This is a genomic window from Natrarchaeobaculum aegyptiacum, from assembly GCF_002156705.1.
Classification (GTDB): Archaea; Halobacteriota; Halobacteria; order Halobacteriales; family Natrialbaceae; genus Natrarchaeobaculum; species Natrarchaeobaculum aegyptiacum.
In genome coordinates this window covers 1,539,933-1,556,979 of sequence record NZ_CP019893.1, presented here as the reverse complement: position 1 = coordinate 1,556,979, position 17,047 = coordinate 1,539,933, and the positions used below count along the sequence as shown (strand labels likewise).

The window sequence follows — 17,047 nt, the reverse complement described above, 5'->3', positions numbered from 1 at the left end:
ATCCGCGCTCGGTGGAACCGGTCGCGTCGAGCGCTACTCGGTGCCGGCGCGACGTGCCAGCAGGGCGACCGCGAGCAGCGCGCCGACGGCGGCAACGAGTCCGAATCCGGAGACGCTGTCGTCGGGCTCGTCAGCACGCTCGAGTTCGACCTCGAGCGTGGCCGGTTCGTCGCCGTCGATCTCGACGACTTCCTCGACCGTTTCGTACCCGTCACCGCTCACCCGGATCGGCTGCGTGCCTTCCGGGACCTCGAGTGAGAACGCGCCGTCGTCGCCGGTCGTCGCGGACGCGCTCGATTCGACCGGGGTGACGTCGATGCCGGCAATCGGGTCGCCGTTCTCGTCGATCACGGTCCCCTCGAGCTGGCCGGTTTCGGGGGGCTGGAGCTGATCTGCGGCTCTGAGCAGGTTCTCGTCGATCGCCTCACCGAGATCTGCCGCGAACTCGAGTGACTCGGCTGCTTCCTCGATGTCGTCGCCACCGAGGAGGCCGTACTCCTCACGGAGGCGGTCGGCTTCGGCTCGCGCCTCGTCGGGCGTCTCGACGTCCCGGGCGATGTCGCCGCCGAGTGGCGTGTCTGCCGCCTGGATGTTGATTTCCTCGACGACGGCGTCGTACAGTTCGTCCTGCAGTTCCGGCGCGCGCTCGCGGAGGCGATCGGCTTCCGCTTCGGCCTCGTCCCAGTCGCTCGCGCTCACGTTCTCGACGTACGCGAGGTCGTCGGCGTTCTCGAGGCCGTCGTTGACGTCCTCGAGCCCGGCGTTGACTGGCGCGATGTACTCCTCGTTGATCGTCGCTGCGACCTCCTCGGGGTCGTCAGCGCGTGGCGTCTCGCCGGGGCCGCGTTCGTCGTCCTCGTCGTCGGGTGCTTCGACCTCGACTTGTTCGGCGAAGACGCCATCTTCGTCGCCGACTGCACTCCCGTCGACGCGGAACTCGACCTCGGCTTCGTCGCCGACGTCGCGCTCGCTGAAGTCGATGGTGTCGGTACTGAAGCTGCCGTCCGATCCGATCGCTGCCTCAGTCGTCGTCAGGAAGCTCTCGGTCTCACCGGCGTTGGTGATGCGGACGTCGGCCGTCGACCCGGGGGCGACGTTCGTCTCACCCATCACGACGGCCTCGTCGCTGGCTTCGATCTCGACGTCGCCCTCGTCGTCGAGGTGGGCGAACTCGACCGTCGGTTCGGCCACGCTGAACTCGGTGGTGACGGTCTCCGTTCGGTCGGGCTCGAAGTAGGGGAACGCCGCGTCACCGGTAATCCCGTCGTCTGCGTCACCCTGCCACGGCATCGGATCCTCGGGATCGAGGAAGTGCTGAATCCCGTGGAGCGAGAAGCGTTCGTCCTCGTCGGCCGCGTACTCGATCGACGCCTCGAACGTCTCGCCGTCCTCGAGATCACGCTCGAACGCGCCGCTGGCGCTCGTGTCGACGACGACGTACAGTTCGCCATCGAGGTGGTTCGCGAAGGCGACTACCTCGTCGATCTCTGCGTTCTCGAAGTCGACGGCGTTCGGATCCTGGTTGCCGGTCGAATCGCTCGCTTCGATCTCGAGGGTGACCCCCTCGCCCTCGAGTTCGTTCAGGTCGTAGATCACGCGCGGTTCGAATCCGTCCTCGGTGAGCGGGTCGTAGTCGCCTTCGTCGGCGATGACGACCATGTGCCCGAAGATGCCGGAGGCGTCCGCTCGCACGATCAGCCGGTCGTCTTCGGCGACCTCCGAACGCGGCGTCGGCGTCGCTTCCTCGACCTCCGGATCGAGGTACTCCGTGAGGTGGTGGGCGTCGGCGTCGTCACCGGGTGCGACGAGCACTTCGGCCTCGCCGAGTCCCGGTTCGGTGAGGTCGACGACGGCCGAGTCGAGTTCGTCGTCGACCTCGAGGTCGCCGTCGTCGGCGACGAAGACGCCGTCGCTACTGCTCGAGATCGTGTACGCCGTGGGCTGGAGCGGCCGATCGAGCTGGTCGTAGGCCGTGTCTGCAGCCTCGAAGTCGACCGCCTCGGCCATCACCTCCTCGAGATCGTCGTCGCCGCCGATCGAACCCGGATCGATCCCGTCGAGGTCGACGAACTCGCCGGGATCGTCGGCGGGATCCGAGAGGAGCTCGAGTTCGCCGAGGAATTCGACGAAACTCAGGCTGTCCCCGTCGACGTCGTCTTCGTACAGCTCGAGTTCGTCGAACGGCTCGGGCAACTCGAGAGTCCCGTCGTCGTCGAGGTCGAGCGCCTGCTGCATGATCGGGTCGTCCGCGAAGGAGTCACCCTCGACGCTGTCGACGTGGTGGGCAGCGATCCACGTGAGCGGATCGTCGAGGTCGATCGTGTCGATCAGGCTCTTTACGGTGTCCTCGTCGTCGACGACGGCGTAGGGATTCCCGGTTCCCATGATCCGGGTGTTGAGCGTCACGTTCACCTCGCCGTTGCCGGTGCCGTCCTCGACGTAGACGATGTCAGCGTAGCCGACGTCCTCGTCACCGAAGACGAGGAAGGCGTCGTCGGTGTCCTCGAGGTCGACGGTCAGGTGAACCGGATCTCCGGCTGCCTGCGTGTAGACGCTGTCGTCGTCCGGACAGCACTCGTGGGCGACGAATTCGGCCTCGACGTCGGAGTCGGTGACCGTGAGTTCGTCGCTCGAGCTGGCGTCGGTGTCCGTGACCGCGAACTCGAAGTCGTACTCGTCCTCGTCGATGCCGGTGACGTCGACGCCGTGTTCGCCGTCGGAGACGTCGTAGAGGACAACCAGTTCGTCGACGTCGTCGTGCCAGAGCCCAACGTCGAAGGCCCCGAACGTCACGTCCGATTCGCCGACGTTCAGGTCCTCGTCGACGCCCTCGTACAGCTGTGGATTCCCGGTCGCATCCGGCTCGAGAACCGCGCCCACGTCGCGGAGTGCCGCCACAACATCGCCGACGTCGTGGTCGTCTGCGTTCAGTCCAAGCTGGTCGCCGACGAGGTCGTCCTCGAAGACGTCGGTTCGATCGTCGTACGTTTCGGCGAGGAACATTGCGAATAGCTCCTCGTCGTCGAGGTCGCCGTCGGCGCTGACGTTCACCGAGTAGCTCCCGCGCTGGGAGTCGAGCTCGAGGTCGACGTCAGTGTCGGCACCCTCGTTGGTCACCGTCTCCGCGTCGAAGTCGGCATCGAGACTCTGTGCCGTCACTTCGACGGTGTCCGACTGCGATGGACTCGCGTCCAGCCCCGGCCCGGTCAGGAAGAAGTCGCCGTCCTCGAGGTCGTCGGTCTCGATCTCGATGCCGTAGTCGCCGTCTGCGAGAGCGGCGTCGATGCCGAGGTCCTCGACGTGTTCGCTCGTCAGCTCTTCCTCGAAGCTACTGTCGTCGACGATACCGTCGTCGAAGGAGTCGGCTTCGCGGAGTTCGTACTCCTCGCCCTCGGCGTCGAACGCCTCACCGACGGCGTAAACGGTCTGGCCCTGGAAGATCACGCTCCCAGTATCGGAGCCGTCGCCCTCGAGGTAGCGCAGCGTCCCGGGATCGGTTTCGTCCTCGTCGTCTTCGTCGTCTCCGTCGTCTGCGTCGTCGACGGTCACCGACGCGCTCGCGCTCTCGCCGTCGTACTCGGCTTCGACGGTGGCCTCACCGTCGGCGACTGCCTCGACGGTGCCGTCGTCGTCGACGGTCACGACGCTCTCGTCGCTCGACGACAGGTCGGCGGCGGCAGTCACGTCTTCTTCCTCGTCGCCCTCGAGCAGCGTCACCGTCGCCGCGGTCGTCTCGTCTTCCTCGATGTCGGTGTCAGCGAGGTCGATCTCGAGTTCTGGTTCCGGTTCTGGCTCTGGATCTTCTCCCTCCTCGAGGTCGAACTCGAACTCGAGTGGGAGTTCCATCCAGTTCTCGCCAGCGTTCTCGGATGGGAGGCCGAGCGCATCGTCGATAGTTCCATCACCGGACGTGTCCTCGACGGTGTACTCGTTATCGACGAGAACCGCGGTTCCGGACTCCGAATCGAAGTCCGCCTCGCCCTCGAGGGCACCGCTCGAGCCGCTCGTGGGTGAAGCCTCGAACTCGAACTCACCATCTCCAAGGAGGGTCTCGACCGATACCTCGAACAGACCCTCCTCGATCGTCATCTCGTCGTTTTCGACGTCGATCTCACCGGCGAGTCCGTCCGGTGTCTCCGCGATGACCTCGTCTGCGAGGTCGTGATCGATCTCAGGGAACTGGACGTCGGTCGACTCCCACGTGCCGTCGTCGTCGATCTCGGCCTCGATGGCGATGTGGTCGCCCTCGTCGTTCGAGAACTCCAGTCCCTCGTCTTGGAAGTCACCTTCACTTTCCGCGCCGATGGCGATCGACCCACCGTACTCCTGGTGCGTGTTCGTCGCCTCGAAACTCCCGCCGTCGATTTCTTCGACGCTCGCAACGCTCGAGTGCGTCGATAGTGCTGTGCTCTGTCCTGGCGATTCCTCAACTGTGTCGATCGCCGCTGCGCCGCCCGCAACCGTCGCGGACATCGCAACGACCGATACGATCAGCAGGACGGCCAGCGTTACCGCTCGTCCCTTGTCACGGTACGTTGTCTGTGTCATAGATATGCTCGTCCATTGTGGGTCCCGTGTGGCGCTGGTCGATCCCAACGTGCGAACGCGAGAGCGACGGCTCACTGGATCGGATCGACTCCCGCACGCTACGTGCCACGGGATAACAGGATGATTAATCGCGGAGATTAATAAATATACAAGAACTAGAGAATTAAAAATATAAACGCTGTTTCTATTGAACCTAGTTTCAAAATAGCTCTTCTAATGGATCTGGTGTGAATATTTTTCGACGGGTCAGTCGGGGAGCCGGCTGTGTAGGTTTCTCACCCGTGTAGCGACCCACGGCCGCTGGAGATGTGCAGCTGGCTGCCGACGGCTACTCGAGCACCGGTGGCCGACCACGTCTACCGGTGATTCCGGACGCTGGGCTCTCGAGTGGCGCTTCGTCCTCGAGCCAGCCCGGGCACCCGGCTCTAGTCCTCGCGCTCGAGCACGCTCGGCGAGATGGGACAGCCACAGGGGGTGGCGACGTGGGTGCCGGGACCGGTGCTGGTGACGTGGGTAATGGGGGGTGTCACAGCCGGAGCAGATGGGGATGTTGAGGGCCTGTCCAGAACCCGTCGCTCGTTTCGAACGGCACGTCAATCGTTGGCAGCAGTATACGCACCACTTCGCTGCTCGATCCGATGAACGTCGAGTGTGGCGGTTTCGTGATCTGGAACCGAATTAGTTTCTGGCACGCTCGATGGCAGTCTCATACAGGCTTTCGGAGATCCAGAACCCCGCACTCCGGAGTCGATCGAGTTCCGTCCGTAACGCGTCTGGCTCCCCTCCAAACTCGCGCAGGAGTATGCCGATCACACCTGTCATCTCGAGCCCGTGGCGTCGGGCAGTCTGGCGTGCGTCACGCTCATCGAGCAGTACGAGATCCGCGTTCGTGTCGATCGCGTATGCAAGTGTTGCTGCCTCTCCGACGTCGAGATTCCGTCGAAATTCTTCGAAGAGTGGTGTTTTCTCGACCGGGACGATTTCGAGCACTCCGTCGTTGTGGGCGGTACGGAGCGTCTCGACGCCATTGACGCCATCCATCAGCTCAGTCCAGACCTGTTCTGGAACCTCGACCGTCGAAAACTGATTACGGACGAACTCGAGTCGGTCGATCAACGCGAGGTTTAAAAGGGGCGATGTATCCGCAACGATCAGATTATCGTCGCCCATACTCGAGGTCTTCTGCCAGTTCGTCGTCAGTGTAGTGGCGCTCGACCTCGCGCTCGCCGAGGAGCCGCTGGAACTCCCGGTGGGACATCCCGGCGAGTTCTCGCGCCTTTCCGAACGAGAGCATTCGTTCTCGATACAACGACAGTGCTAGCTCCTGTCTGAGTACGTCTTCCCGTTCACCTTCTGGAACGGAGACTGAGTCGTACACGTCCGCTGGAACCTCGATCGTCCGCATACGATGAGATAGGTGGCTCGGATACAAAGCCTCTTGGGAGCAGGGGACTCGCTTTCGTTCGAGCGGTCGATTGTACGCTGGCTGTCGACGGCTACTCGAGCACCGGTGGCCGACCACGTCTACCGGTGATTCCGGACGCCGGGTTCTCGAGTGGCGCTTCGTCCTCGAGCCAGCCCGGGCACCCGGCTTACTCGCGCTCGAGCACGCGCGGCGAGACGGGACAGCCACAGGGGGTGGCGACGTGGGTTCCGGGGCCGGTGCTGGTGACGTGGGTGATGGGGTGTGAAACCGCGGACAGATGGGAATGTCCGGGCCGTCGGGTAGGTCCGCCTCGTCGGCCCAGAAGCACTGGACGTCGGTCATCGGCGGGCACCTGTCAAGTAGCCTCCACCACGTCACACGGCGACGGAGAAGCTTTTTCGAAGGAGTACGCAGTAGATGATGCTAATGAGCACGACCTCGACTGTCGAAGTCTCACAGATCGACGGCCAGTTCGAGGCAGTGGATAGTGAGACTGGCGTCGTTGGCGAGGGATCGACGCGCGTGAGTGCGCTGAACGATCTCGTGAGTCGTCTGCTGGAATTTCAAGCTGATATCGAAGCGGACCCAGTTGGCGTCTCTCGTGAAGTACGTGAGCGAACCCAGAGCTGATTTGCCGCGGAAAGGATCGAGCCGGACGAAGTGGAACGAGCGATCGACTGGGCGAGATAACTGCTGTTTTCGTACCGATACTGTTGAGCCCTACCGATTTTCTCGACGCCACTGATCGAGCCAGATCCGTTCACCACGAATCTCTTCCGGCGAAAAGTGTTCGAGTGCTCACTCGAGTGTTCGAACTGCAGAATCTGGCTCTGCCCGGAGAAACACCGGATCCGTGTAAATTACGATCCCTGCGTGGTCGACTACAGAACCGAGAACTCCTCCAAAATCCTTCTTATCGTGCGTGATGAACACGTGGTCTGCATCGCTACAGTACTCGAGCAGGCTTCGGTCGTCGGTCCCTTCGCCGAACACCGAGTTTGCGGTCACGACCTCGTATCCACCAGATCGAAGGGTCGTGACGAAGACACTGGGAACGTGTTCGTCGGTGCAAAACGAACAGGTCACTGTGCGGGTTCTGGTGGCTGGAGTGCCCTGTCAGCGAGTTCGGCCACTGCTTCCTCACGTTCCCGACGGCACTCACGCATTTCTTCCGGGTGCTCGTGATAGTAGGCGAGTGCCGTATACACCTCACCGAGTGACCGATCGAGCTGGTCTGCAACGTCTGCGGGTGGATAGCCACCGCCGACGACGAGTTCGTATACGTCGAGGACGCCGACCCGTGTTCCCTCGAGCCGTGGCTCGCCACCGAGAACGTCATCCGTCCGGACGACAGTCGCCATGTTGTGTCAGTACTTGGTCGGCACGATATTTAAAGAGTCGGCTCGAGCGGGCCTCGACTTCACACGTGGATACTCGAGCGGCGCTCGGTCCTCGAGCCAGCCCGAGCATCCGGTCTACTCGTCCTGCTCGAGGACGTCCGGGGAGACGGGACAGCCACAGGGGGTGGCGACGCGAGTGATGGGAGGTGCCGCAGCCAGAGCAGATGGGGATCTTGAGGGTCTGTTCAGAATCCGCCGCTCGTTTCGAACGGCACGTCAATCGTCGTCAGCAGTATACGCACCACTTCGATGTTCGATCCGATGAACTTCGAGTGTAGCGGTTCCGTGATTGGGGACGCAGGCTACTCTGTACTGGCCAACGCGTAGTTTGTCGAATGGCCCGCCGGTTAGCGGTTCGAGGAAATCATCTGGATTGCGCCAGTCGGAGTCGACGACGTCGTCGAGCTTCGACACGATCCGATCCTGAATGTGTGGATCGAGGGACGCGAACTGATCCGCCGCTCGAGGGGTAAACTTCCACGTCCAGTCTTCGTCACTCGTCATCTTCTGTCGCCATCAGCTCGAGAACGTCCTCACGCGAAACGAGTTCCTCGGCACCTGTTCGCAGCTCGTGTTCACTCGCGGCGATCTGTTTCCACCCCTCCCGTGAGAACTCCGGGTGCTTGATCGCGTCGCGGGCTGCATACCGGAGGAATTCACTTCGAGAATTGAACCCGTGGCGCTTCCAGGTCTGGTCGATGTCCTCGAGAAACGCTTTGCTCACCCGAAGGTTGATCTGGACCGTCTCCGGTTCGTCCCCGCCGTTGGCTGTGTCTGTGCCGGACATGATATACACGTGCTTTACGCAGGTGTCGTAATAAGGGTTCTCACGAACTGGAGTCGCGACGTCGACGGAGACGAGATACTTCCAGTCGCCGTCTGAAGCCAGTGGTGCAGTGGGGTCGTCGAGCGGCCCCCAGTCCTCGAGCCAGCCCGAGTACCCGGCCTAGTCGCCCTCGAGGACGTCCGGGGAGACGGGACAGCCACAGGGGGTGGCGACGTGCTCGTCTGTCCGCTGGAGAATCAGCAGTAGGCGATATCTCGATCGTCGGGCGACCGCGTCTCGAGGTGGGCGTCGACGGCTTTGACGACGTCACCGATATCTCGCCCGGCCTGTCTGACGTAGATGATACCGCTGTGCTCGAGCTGTTCGCTCTCGACGAGTGAAAGAAAGTCGTCGTCGAAGGTCACCAGCACCCAGTCGTTGTCGACCGCGAACGCTAACTGCTCCCGGTCGGGAGCACCGAGCATCGACTCTCCACGGGTGGTGTGGATGGTCCAGCCACGACGGCGGAGTCCGTCTGCAACGGGAATCCAGATACTCTCGTCGCAGTATAGCGGCCTCATGCCGGTGTCGAGGCGACAGACCGGAAGTCGTCGATATGGTCGTAGTAGTACGCCAGCGCTCGGTGGACGTCGCTCAACGAGAGGTCGGGGTACAGTTGTGTAATTTCGTCAGGGTCGTACCCACTCCGTTCGTACGCGACCGCGATATCTTTCACCCGGATGCCGGTCCCATCCACCGTCGGAGAACCATCACTGTGGGCTGGGTCGTGGACGATGGTCATATCGATTCGTTCGTGTGCGGTCGTAATCAAATTCCCGGTCACGTAGTTCGCCGGCGCTCGAGCGGCCCTGCAGTCCTCGAGTCAGCCCGAGCATCCGGCCTACTCGCACTCGAGCACGTCCGGGGAGACGGGACAGCCACAGGGGGTGGCGACGTGCGTGCCGGGGCCGGTGCTGGTGACGTGGGTGATCGGGGTGCCACAGCCACCGCAGATGGGGAGGTCCACGTCGTCGGGGATGTCCGCTTCGTCGGCCCAGAAGCAGTCGAAGTCGGTCATCGACGGGCACCTTGCCCTCGAGCGGGCGCGCACACGACAATGAACGGCGGCGCAGAAGCTTTTACCACGGAGTAGGCAGTAAACGATACTAATGAGCACGACCTCGACTGTCGAAGTCTCACAGATCGACGGCCAGTTCGAGGCGGTGGATAGTGAGACTGGCGTCGTTGGCGAGGGATCGACTCGCGTGAGTGCGCTGAACGATCTCGTGGGCCGGCTTCTGGAATTCCAGGCCACTATCGAAGACGACCCAGTTGGCGTCTCTCGTGAGGTTCGTGAGCGAACCCAGCGTCGGTTCGAAGAGAAGGGAATCGAGCAGGACGAAGTGGAACGAGCGATCGAATGGGCGAGATAACTGCTGTTTTCGACACGAACGTCGTCATCTCAGCGTACGGATGGGGTGGCACTCCAGAAGAGTGTGTCGAGTTGGTGCTGACTGGCGAAGTTTCGCTCGCTGCGTCACAGGCGATGCTGAACGAACTCCACCGGGTCCTCAACTATCCGAAATTCGACTTCTCGGCCGATGACAAATCCAAAGTCCTCTTTCTGTACGCTGATCACGCCGACTTCGTCACGCCCGAAACGGACCTCGACGTCGTGGTGGACGCTGACGATAACAAGTTCGTCGAGTGTGCGGTCGCCGCCGATGTTGACTACGTCGTTTCCGGTGATTCGCATTTGCTGGATCTTGGTTCGTACGACGGAATCGAGATTGTCAACCCCGCCACATTTCTCGACATCGTCGACGGGCAGTGCTCGGAATGACCATCTTGAGATAGCCTCGACGCTACGAGTGGCCCCGTCAGTTCGTGGAGTGAGCTTCGTTTCACCCACTCGAGCGCTCCCCAGTCCTCGAGTCACCTCGAGCACCCGGCCTACTCGTCCTGCTCGAGGACGTCCGGGGAGACGGGACAGCCACAGGGGGTGGCGACGTGCGTGCCGGGGCCGGTGCTGGTGACGTGGGTGATCGGGGTGCCACAGCTGGGGCAGGTGGGGAGGGAGGTGTCGTCGGGGAGATCCGCCTCGTCGGCCCAGAAGCAGTGGGTGGTCATCGTGGCCCTCGTGGGGTCGGCGGGCGTTGGGTCGAACCACTCGAGGGGGTCGTCGGTGGGTGACTCGAGTCCGACTCGGCTCGTCGCGCGTCACGGGCGTCCGCATGTGTAGTGGTACGTTACGAGGCCTCGAGCGGCGCTACCGATCTCGGCGGGCGTGGGCCTCGAGACGGCGAGCGACGGGAAGCTTGCCGAGACGCCACACGAGGTTCTCGGCGTCGGGCCGGACGCTTCCGACGATCTCGTCGGGGTCGACACACGGTGACTATCGGCAAACGTCCACCCCAAGGGTGACGATCCCGACCGCACGGAGTTCGTACAAATCACCACGCACGTCGCACCTGAAGACAGTGCCAACGAAGACGACGAACTCGACGAACTCCGCGACGTGATCACGGAGCGAACCGACGTTGCTGAAGACGACCGTCTGATCATCGAAGTCGAAGCGAGCGGTATCTTCGGCTTCCTGGCTGACAACTCCAGCAACGATTTCGACATCGTCGAGGACGGTACTGAAGCCTCCGCGCTGTACCACCTCGTAGAGAACTCCGGTGAGGGTGTCAACTTCGAAGTCGAAGCCGACGACGGCATCGGCAACCAGGAGCCCACCGCACTGGAACTCGAGACTGAGGACGAAGGCGACATCTTCGTCCTGATCGACAACGACGAAGGCGTCTTCTACGTTGTCGTCGACACGTCCTCCGGTGACGCCTTCGATGGCGACCTCGAGGACGGTCAGGACTTCGACGTTGAATTCGAGTTCGAGACCGACGACGACGACCGCTACGAGTTCGGTGACGGACCGTTCGACGGCGGTGCTGGTGACTCCAGCGGCGCCAACGCTGACGCAGCCTTCCCGTACCTCGGCACCGACTCTGACCAGTCCGTGAGCACCGAGTTCACGATCGTCGAACCCGCTGCTGAATTCCACAACCTCGACGCTGACGACAACGTCCAGATCGAGGCTGGTGAGGACGTCGTCCTGACCGGTGAGACCAACGTCGCACCGGGCAGCGAAGGTGACGTCCGCGTGCGCAACGCTGGCGACACGCCAAGCTTCCTCTCGACGCAGGACGCTGAGATCGACTCCGACGGAACCTTCGAGACCGAGGCCTTCGACTTCGGCGACCGCGCCGTTGACGACGAGGCCGAGATTAACTTCCGCGTCGGTGGCAGCTCCGTCACTGACGCTGACGGGATCTTCGTCGAAGAAGTCGAAGACGCTGACGACGAGCCAGCTGACGACGCCGACGACCACGAAGACGACCACGCCGACGAGCCAGCTGACGAGCCAGCTGACGACGGCGTTGACGACGAGCCAGCACCAGCCGACGACACGGCTGACGACGTCGAGCCCGAGGACGACGGTGTCCCCGGCTTCGGCCTCGCCATCGCTGTCGTCGCACTGCTCGCCGCCGCGATGCTGGCACTCCGCCGCCAGAACTAAGCGGTAACTGACTACCGGCTCACGCCGGCTTTTGCGCCACACCGATTTTTCTTCGCGTCCACTACACTTCTGCAGTCAGTGGTAACGCTCTGTTTCGTACGCGGAATACGCGACGTGGACTTCTCTGGCTGTACACGTTTTCGAGCGACGGCACTCCGCCGAGCTCGATTCTATTCGTCGAGCGGTGATCTTGCCAATACTTAACACTCGTAATCGACCTGCTACACGCCGCTAAAAGCGGCCACAGCTGCTGGGTTTGACTACCAGAACTAACTCGAGACTCGAGACTAGTTAGGACTGTTTTGACTGTAATGGATCAGTCACAATCGCGTAAATAGGAAAATTGTTCCCACAAGACTTTTAATATACTCTGATTAATTCTCCGGGTACCCCTACCTGGGTGGCCGGGTCGGACGGTGCTGTAACGTAGGGCGGGTGCCGACGGTCGCCTCCGCGGAGAATCGCACGCTAACCAATCACAAACACGAAATACAACAATACACAATCAATGAACGACAACACATCATATCGTGAAAAGGGACGGGCGGTGTTCCTCGCCGCGATTATGGTTCTCTCTGTCGTCGCCATGTCCGCAGCGTTCGCGGGTTCGGCGGCAGCAGAAGGTCCTTTCGACGTGGAGATTACAGGGACTAACTCAGAAGTAACGGAGGGTGAGACCCTCGAGGTTTACGTTGAGGTGACGGACCCCGACGATGGTGACAACACAGAAACGATCTATCTCGACTTCGGCGAGGACGAAGCAGTCGCTGAAGAAGAGGTAACCATTGAGGGTGCTGTTACCGAATCGATTACCCTCGAGTACGAAACCGATGGTGACGATGTCGGTGAAGACACTACGGTCACTGTTCGCAGTGACGAGGATCAGGCCACTGCTGACGTGACTGTCAACGAGCAGCCACCAGTTGCCTCCCCCGGCGGTGTCGAGTACGCCTACGATGGTAGCGTCGCCTGGCAGGGTCAGGACGTCGTCGCCTACGGCGAAGACCTTGACAATTACTACAATGACGGTGATGGTGAGGACGAAGTTGAGCTCCGCGTCGTCGACAGTTTCGGCGATGGTGACGGAGAGAGTACCTTCGAGTCCGAAGAGACAATCACGACGGCTGCAGACGCTGACGTCGAGGATGTCGTCGCTGACGACGCCAATGTCGAAGGCGACGTCTCTGACTGGGCAGTGGTCGTGATCGAGACTGACAGTCTCGAGAACGAGAACTACTTCATCACCGGTGACCAGTCCTTCCCAGCACAGAACAACGACATCGCCAGCGCCGACACTTTCGAAGTGAGTGTCCAGAACCTCGATGTCGAGTTCGACGATGACTCCGTCACGGACGCCGGTGCTGACGCACTCACCGAGATGGAAGTCGACTCCAACCGCGGCAGCTACGCGCTGAACGTCAGCGCCGACGGTGACCTCGACGTCGAGGACCTTCAGGATATATTCACTACTGACGAGGACGACAGCTTCGACCTCGCCACTGACAACGACTGGGACGGTGTTGACGACGACGAAGACCGCATCACCATCTGGATTCCCAGCGACGATGATTACGACCTGAACTTCACCGACATCGACACTGGTGAGTACGACTTCGACTTCGAAGTCGACGACACGGAAGCCGAGGCCACTGCCTCGATCGACGTGACCGAACACGACGCTGATGGCTCGTTCAGCCAGGGCGTCTACACGCAGACCGCCGGTGATACGGTCTCCATGACGATCGACCTCGAGGACACCGACGACGCCTACCTCGTCTTCGGTGACGAGGACGTCGGCTACGTCGACATCGTCTACGTCGAGGACGACACCGGCAACGGTGAAGTCGACCTGACGCTCAACACGCGTCTAATGGGAACTGGCCACCCGATGGCTGTCGTTTCCGGTGACGACGAAGTTGAGAGCTTGGTCGATGGAATTGGTCTGTATGATCAGGAAACCGATGCGGAGAGAGATGCACTCATCGGTCAGTACCACGTTGCTGAGGACCTTCCAGAACCCTTCGATGACGTCGAGTTCTACAACGACGAAGACATGGATGAGGAAGACCAAGTCGGCTTCAACAGCTTCCTTTCCGAACTCGACATCACTGATGAGGGTGCGTACAATCAGTTGGTCCGACCGCTCCAGCCGACCGACTACCCGGTCGTAGCTAGCGGAAACGGCGTGTTTGCCGTCGACGACGGCGGCGATCTCGAGGTCGACGACGAACTCGACATGGCGACGGTCGACCTGGTCACGCCCGAAATCGGCGAGATCAACACGTTCATCGCACCTGAGAACAGCGCCGACGAGCACGACATCTCGGAACTGTTCGGTGAGGACGACGACGATGCGACGATGACGCCTCGCACGGACATCCCCGAGGATGACCGACTCATCGTTCAGGCCGAACTCTCGGGCATCTACGGTCTGATGGTCGCCCACTCCGGTGAGGACGATTACGACCCACTGACTGAGGACGGCTTCCACCCACAGACGATCGATACCATCAACAACATCGACGGTGAGGGTATCACCATCGAGATCGAAGGCGACGATCGCGTCGGTAACCAGGACCCGAACTACGTCGACTTCGGTGAAGCCAGCGACGATGACATTCTGATCTGGGCTGACCCGACAAACGGTCAGATGTTAATTGTAGTTGACACGAGTTCGTCCGATGCGTTCGACCGCGACGTCGAAGACGGTGACACGTTCGAGGCAACTATCGAGTACGAAACCGACAGCGACGAACGGTTCTACTTCGGCCACGATGGTCTCGCCGAGTACCCGTGGCTGGGTGACGCCGGTGAAGACCCATCCGGCGATGCAGCCTACCCGTACTTCAGCCCCGACTCTGACGAGTCCGTGAGCACCGAGTTCACGATGGTCGACCGTGCAGTCAACTTCGACAACGTCGACGCTGACGACAACGTCCAGCTCGAGGCCAGCGACGAGGCCGTCGTGACGGGTGAGACGAACGTCGCACCTGGTTCCGATGCCAGTCTCCGTATCACCAACGCCGGTGACACGCCGAGCTTCCTTTCGACTGAGGACGTGTCGATCGACGCTGACGGCACGTTCGCGTCCGAAGAGTTCGAGTTCGGTGACCGCAACGTCGACGACGAGGCCGAACTCGACTTCCGCGTCGGTGGCAGCTCCGTCGACGACGCTGACGGGATCTTCGTCGAGGAAGTCGAAGACGCTGACGACCACGTCGACGACCACGAAGACGACCACGCCGACGACCACGAAGACGACCACGCTGACGACGCCGACGACCACGTCGACGACCACGAAGACGACGACCCAGCACCAGCCGACGACACGGCTGACGACGTCGAGCCCGAGGACGACGGTGTCCCAGGCTTCGGCCTCGCCATCGCTGTCGTCGCACTGCTCGCCGCCGCGATGCTGGCACTCCGCCGCCAGAACTAAGCGGTAATCAACCACCGGCTCACGCCGGCCCTTGCGACCTGCGACACACCGAATTTTCTTCGCGCGTCACGACCCGATGAGCGACAGCACTCACTCGCTCAGTGCCACACCCGTCTCCGTCACTCGAGCGCGCTCGAGTCCCACCGACTCACCGCATCCCTCGTCGCCCGTCGCCGACGCCCGACCTCGAGTCAGGCCAGTACAGACCGGACTCGAGCGCTGGTGATTCGGGCACCCGCTCACTCGAGTCTCACGAACGGTCACCCTGGACACCGGACGCCCTCGGAACGCCCCACACCATCTCTCGAAGAAATATCCAACCCAGTGAATATATGTTCGCCACCCCCGTAGGAGACGGTATGACCGACGATGCCCGAGAAAACGGTCGTCGCGAGCGCCCCTCGAGGACTCGAGGAGAGCGCGTCCGGGCCGCAGCACGCACCCTTCGGGAGCCCCGAACCGCCTCCTGGGTCGCCGACGAGACGGGAGTCTCCGTGAAGACCGCGCGGAAGTACCTCGACCAGCTCGTCGAGGATTCCGTCCTCCGAACCGTAGAGCGAGGCGACCAGACTCACTACTGCATCGATCAACTGATGGCGACGTATCGGGAGGTTGCCTCCCTCCAGCGGGAACACGACCGCGAGGAACTCACCGCCGCACTCAAATCGATTCGAATCCAGATCGGAGACTGGAAGGAAACGTACGACGTCGAAACGCCGGGCGAACTGCGAGCGAGTATCGCGGAACTCGAGGACGAAGCCGAGATCGACCAGCGACGAGACGTCGCAAGCGAGTGGGAACACCTCGAGAATCGGCTCTCGGTGGTTCGAGCAGCACTGAACGAATACGACTTGGTGACCAAACGGGACGCCTGCTCTGCGTGAGGCTGAGTCGCGATGGGTCTCCCTGGTGGTACTGACGAGCACGGATGCTGCCGACCCCGGTGGGACAAAACCTGATCGCCAACCACGCCCGCCGAATCTGGACACTGCACGCTCCCCGACCGGGGCAACCGTTTTGACCGCTCCCACCCAAGTGGGAACGAGAACGATGGGAACGGACACCGACGAACGACGAATCGATCCGAAAGGTCGAGTAACGATTCCAAAGACGATCCGACGACGCCTCGCGCTCGAGGCCGGGGAACACGTCGAAGTCGCTATTGAGGAGGGTGCAGTCGTAATCCGACCCACATCTCAGGTTTCCCGTTCGGAATTCGTCGAGACGATGGAGGGCTGTATCACGGCAGAAACGCGACGACAACCCGCCGGCTCACTCGCTCCCGACGAACTGAAAGCCGACTGGACGTCGGATCTTCCAGACGCGACCGAATGATCTGTCTCGACGCGAACGTCTGGATCTACTACCTCGATAGTGACCTTCCAGAACACAATTCCGTCCGCAGGCCCGTCGGACGACTGCTCGAAGACGAGCCACTGTTCACCACGACTGTTCTGCAGATGGAGGTCGTTCACTACCTCCAGCGCCAACTCGCCGATAGCCAGCCCGAAATCGATCGATTTCTCGACCTCGAGGCCACCACCGTCGCGACGCTGACTCGCGACGACGTTTCGAACGCGGCAGCCCTCCTCCGAAACCACTCGAACACCGGGATCGGCGGCCGTGACGCGACGGTCGTCGCAGCGATGGACCGCCACGACGTCTCCACCCTCTGGACGCACGATTCCGGGCTCGAGCGCCTCGGTGAGCGTCTCGAGTGGCTCACCGTCGTCGATCCAGTCACTGACGCACTCGAGTGAGTCGACCACCTGCGGACCAGGACGGAATCGTTCTCGAAGAGGCTTCTCGAGCATCTCCGCAACGGGCTGAGGGGATGCCGATCGACGAACGCACACTCGAGCAGGCGACCCTGGCCGTTTCCCCAGGGAAT

General features: G+C 61.8%; 20 protein-coding genes. 9 read left to right on the top strand and 11 right to left on the bottom strand.

Features of this window, described 5'->3' with window-relative positions; genetic code table 11:
• Positions 1-33 precede the first annotated feature (33 nt).
• From B1756_RS07705 to B1756_RS07695, 3 genes are all read right to left on the bottom strand, one after another.
• Entirely contained in the window at positions 34-4,548 is a 4,515-nt protein-coding gene (locus tag B1756_RS07705) for a BGTF surface domain-containing protein (RefSeq protein WP_086888011.1), read from the bottom strand.
• 678 nt (positions 4,549-5,226) lie between these two features.
• The gene (locus B1756_RS07700) at positions 5,227-5,718 is read right to left on the bottom strand and encodes a PIN domain-containing protein (protein WP_086888010.1); all 492 of its coding nucleotides are present in this window, start codon (positions 5,716-5,718) and stop codon (positions 5,227-5,229) included.
• Positions 5,705-5,953 (bottom strand): UPF0175 family protein, encoded by a 249-nt coding sequence (locus B1756_RS07695; RefSeq protein ID WP_086888009.1) that lies wholly within the window; start codon positions 5,951-5,953, stop codon positions 5,705-5,707. Before B1756_RS07695 ends, B1756_RS07700 begins: the two co-directional genes overlap by 14 nt.
• Before the next feature lie 447 nt (positions 5,954-6,400).
• Here B1756_RS07695 and B1756_RS07690 point away from each other — a divergent pair, with 447 nt between their 5' ends.
• Entirely contained in the window at positions 6,401-6,604 is a 204-nt protein-coding gene (locus tag B1756_RS07690) for a hypothetical protein (protein ID WP_086888008.1), read from the top strand.
• Between the two features lie 168 nt (positions 6,605-6,772).
• Here B1756_RS07690 and B1756_RS07685 read toward each other — a convergent pair whose 3' ends face one another.
• The 7 genes from B1756_RS07685 to B1756_RS19605 all read right to left on the bottom strand — a co-directional run bounded on the left by B1756_RS07685 (position 6,773) and on the right by B1756_RS19605 (position 9,218).
• Positions 6,773-7,060 carry a DUF5615 family PIN-like protein gene (locus B1756_RS07685; protein WP_086888007.1) on the bottom strand — a complete coding sequence of 96 codons (288 nt, stop codon included), beginning with the start codon at positions 7,058-7,060 and terminating at the stop codon, positions 6,773-6,775.
• On the bottom strand, positions 7,057-7,335 hold the full coding sequence (locus B1756_RS07680) for a DUF433 domain-containing protein (protein WP_086888006.1): 279 nt from the start codon (positions 7,333-7,335) through the stop codon (positions 7,057-7,059). Before B1756_RS07680 ends, B1756_RS07685 begins: the two co-directional genes overlap by 4 nt.
• A gap of 255 nt (positions 7,336-7,590) precedes the next feature.
• The gene (locus tag B1756_RS20180; RefSeq protein WP_086888005.1) at positions 7,591-7,878 is read right to left on the bottom strand and encodes a type II toxin-antitoxin system RelE family toxin; all 288 of its coding nucleotides are present in this window, start codon (positions 7,876-7,878) and stop codon (positions 7,591-7,593) included.
• Positions 7,868-8,161, bottom strand: coding sequence for a ribbon-helix-helix domain-containing protein (locus B1756_RS07670; protein WP_086888004.1), 294 nt, complete (start codon positions 8,159-8,161; stop codon positions 7,868-7,870). The genes B1756_RS20180 and B1756_RS07670 overlap by 11 nt, the downstream gene beginning before the upstream one ends.
• A gap of 236 nt (positions 8,162-8,397) precedes the next feature.
• Positions 8,398-8,721 carry a DUF5615 family PIN-like protein gene (locus B1756_RS07665; RefSeq protein WP_086888003.1) on the bottom strand — a complete coding sequence of 108 codons (324 nt, stop codon included), beginning with the start codon at positions 8,719-8,721 and terminating at the stop codon, positions 8,398-8,400.
• Positions 8,718-8,942 carry a DUF433 domain-containing protein gene (locus B1756_RS07660; protein ID WP_086890094.1) on the bottom strand — a complete coding sequence of 75 codons (225 nt, stop codon included), beginning with the start codon at positions 8,940-8,942 and terminating at the stop codon, positions 8,718-8,720. Before B1756_RS07660 ends, B1756_RS07665 begins: the two co-directional genes overlap by 4 nt.
• A gap of 99 nt (positions 8,943-9,041) precedes the next feature.
• Positions 9,042-9,218, bottom strand: coding sequence for a hypothetical protein (locus B1756_RS19605; RefSeq protein WP_186336516.1), 177 nt, complete (start codon positions 9,216-9,218; stop codon positions 9,042-9,044).
• 91 nt (positions 9,219-9,309) lie between these two features.
• Here B1756_RS19605 and B1756_RS07655 point away from each other — a divergent pair, with 91 nt between their 5' ends.
• A complete protein-coding gene (locus B1756_RS07655) occupies positions 9,310-9,573 on the top strand; it encodes a hypothetical protein (RefSeq protein WP_086888002.1) in 264 nt (87 codons plus the stop codon).
• Positions 9,561-9,983 (top strand): putative toxin-antitoxin system toxin component, PIN family, encoded by a 423-nt coding sequence (locus B1756_RS20215; RefSeq protein WP_086888001.1) that lies wholly within the window; start codon positions 9,561-9,563, stop codon positions 9,981-9,983. Before B1756_RS07655 ends, B1756_RS20215 begins: the two co-directional genes overlap by 13 nt.
• A 110-nt stretch (positions 9,984-10,093) precedes the next feature.
• Here the strand turns inward: B1756_RS20215 and B1756_RS19600 are convergent, their stop codons facing one another.
• Entirely contained in the window at positions 10,094-10,270 is a 177-nt protein-coding gene (locus B1756_RS19600; RefSeq protein WP_186336515.1) for a hypothetical protein, read from the bottom strand.
• 388 nt (positions 10,271-10,658) lie between these two features.
• Between B1756_RS19600 and B1756_RS07645 the strand changes: the two genes are divergently transcribed.
• From B1756_RS07645 to B1756_RS07625, 6 genes are all read left to right on the top strand, one after another.
• Complete coding sequence (locus B1756_RS07645; RefSeq protein ID WP_161493158.1) at positions 10,659-11,717, top strand: BGTF surface domain-containing protein; 1,059 nt, start codon at positions 10,659-10,661, stop codon at positions 11,715-11,717.
• Positions 11,718-12,225: 508 nt separating this feature from the next.
• Entirely contained in the window at positions 12,226-15,156 is a 2,931-nt protein-coding gene (locus B1756_RS07640) for a BGTF surface domain-containing protein (RefSeq protein ID WP_086887999.1), read from the top strand.
• Between the two features lie 76 nt (positions 15,157-15,232).
• Positions 15,233-15,382: a hypothetical protein gene (locus B1756_RS19375; protein ID WP_161493157.1), complete on the top strand. Its 150-nt coding sequence runs from the start codon at positions 15,233-15,235 to the stop codon at positions 15,380-15,382.
• A 133-nt stretch (positions 15,383-15,515) separates the two neighbouring features.
• Positions 15,516-16,040: a DUF7342 family protein gene (locus B1756_RS07635; protein WP_086890093.1), complete on the top strand. Its 525-nt coding sequence runs from the start codon at positions 15,516-15,518 to the stop codon at positions 16,038-16,040.
• A gap of 166 nt (positions 16,041-16,206) precedes the next feature.
• Positions 16,207-16,491: an AbrB/MazE/SpoVT family DNA-binding domain-containing protein gene (locus tag B1756_RS07630; protein WP_086887998.1), complete on the top strand. Its 285-nt coding sequence runs from the start codon at positions 16,207-16,209 to the stop codon at positions 16,489-16,491.
• The gene (locus B1756_RS07625) at positions 16,488-16,916 is read left to right on the top strand and encodes a type II toxin-antitoxin system VapC family toxin (protein WP_086887997.1); all 429 of its coding nucleotides are present in this window, start codon (positions 16,488-16,490) and stop codon (positions 16,914-16,916) included. Before B1756_RS07630 ends, B1756_RS07625 begins: the two co-directional genes overlap by 4 nt.
• Positions 16,917-17,047: the final 131 nt, after the last annotated feature.